This is a genomic window from Pseudonocardia pini, assembly GCF_013870575.1.
In the GTDB taxonomy this organism is placed as follows: domain Bacteria; phylum Actinomycetota; class Actinomycetes; order Mycobacteriales; family Pseudonocardiaceae; genus Pseudonocardia; species Pseudonocardia pini.
On record NZ_JACBXB010001017.1, the window covers coordinates 1 to 1598 of the forward strand.

Consider the following 1598-nt stretch of genomic DNA (forward strand, 5'->3'; position numbering starts at 1 on the left):
CGTCGCGGTCGCCGGTCTCACCCGGCGCTGCGCAGGCACGGGCTCGCGGAGCGGATCGTGACCGGCGACAACACCGAGGTCTCCGGGGCGGCCGCGGTCGAGGCGCTGCTCGCGGACCTGCCCACCGCGATCCTGGCCAACAACGACCAGTGCGCGGTCGGGGTGCTCGACGCCCTGCGCAGGCACGGCGTCGCGGTCCCCGGCCGCGTCTCGGTCGTGGGCTACGACGACACCCAGCTCTCCCGGCTCGCCCACGTCGACCTCACCACGGTGGCGCAGGACGCCGCCGAGATCGCGCGGATCGCGGTGGACGCTGCGCTGGACCGGGCGGAGGGGATGGCGGGCGAGCCGAAGCACATCCGGCTGAGCCCCCGCCTCGTCGTCCGGAGCACGACGGGGCCGCCGCAGCGGTCGTGAGCGGTCGGGTGCGGCTTCCTTGATCGCACGTTTCGTGCTCGCAGCGCTGCATGATCGCTGTCTACGTGCGCACAGCGCTGTCCTGGCCGCGCTGACAGCACGAAACGTGCGCCCAGCGCGGTGCGGTTCTTGACGAGCCCGAGCGCCCTGGAGCAGACTCACCCCCGAACTTAGATCGATCTAAATCAGCGCGAAGGAGCTCCCATGGTGCGAGTGGCCCTGCTCGGCTGCGGCCGGATCGGGCGCGTGCACGCCACCGCGGTCGCCGGGCATCCCCGGGCGGAACTCGCGTGGGTGTACGACCCGTTCGAGGCGGCCGCGAAGGAGGTCGGCGCGCTGTTCGGCACGCAGGCCTCCACGGACGTGGCCGCGGTGCTGGCCGACGAGAGCGTGGACGCCGTCGTCGTCGCCTCGCCGACCCCCACCCACATCGACCTGATGACGGCCGCGGTCCGCGCGGGCAAGGCCGTCCTGTGCGAGAAGCCGATCGACCTCGACATCGCCCGCGTCGACGCCTGCTGGACCGAGATCGGGCCGCTGGCCCCGACCGTGATGCTGGGCTTCAACCGGCGTTTCGACCCGTCGTTCCGCGAGATCCGGGAGCGGGTCGCGGCGGGCGACATCGGTGCGCTGGAGCAGGTCGTGATCATCAGTCGGGACCCGGCGCCGCCGCCCCCCGGTTACGTCGGAACCTCCGGCGGGCTGTTCCGCGACATGACGATCCACGACTTCGACATGGCCCGGTTCGTGCTCGGGGCCCAGGGCGGGGGCGAGGTCGTCGAGGTGTCGGCGATGGGCTCGAACCTGATCTCGGACGAGATCGCCGAGGTCGGGGACATCGACGGCGCCGTCGTCACGCTGCGGTCGGCGACCGGTGCGCTGGCACAGATCACCAACAGCCGCCGCTGCAGCTTCGGCTACGACCAGCGCCTCGAGGCCTTCGGGGCCACCGGGATGCTGACCGCACAGAACCAGCTCCCGACGAGCGTGCGCTTCGCCGGGGCGGAGCGCAGCGAGTCCGCGGCGCCGTACCTGAACTTCTTCCTGGAGCGCTACACCGCCGCGTACGCCGCGGAGCTGGACCACTTCGTGACCGCGGTCGAGTCCGGGAGCGCGCCCTCGCCGTCCTTCGCCGACGGCCGGGCCGCCCTGATCCTCGCCGACGCCGCGGGGGAGAGCCT

At 72.7% G+C, this 1598-nt stretch carries 2 protein-coding genes; both read left to right on the top strand.

What is annotated here, in order from left to right:
- Window positions 1-417: LacI family DNA-binding transcriptional regulator (locus H5J29_RS32025; RefSeq protein ID WP_181784657.1), on the top strand; the 417-nt coding region annotated here is incomplete at its 5' end.
- A gap of 204 nt (window positions 418-621) precedes the next feature.
- On the top strand, window positions 622-1598 hold a 977-nt coding region (iolG, locus tag H5J29_RS32030), incomplete at its 3' end, for an inositol 2-dehydrogenase (RefSeq protein ID WP_181784658.1).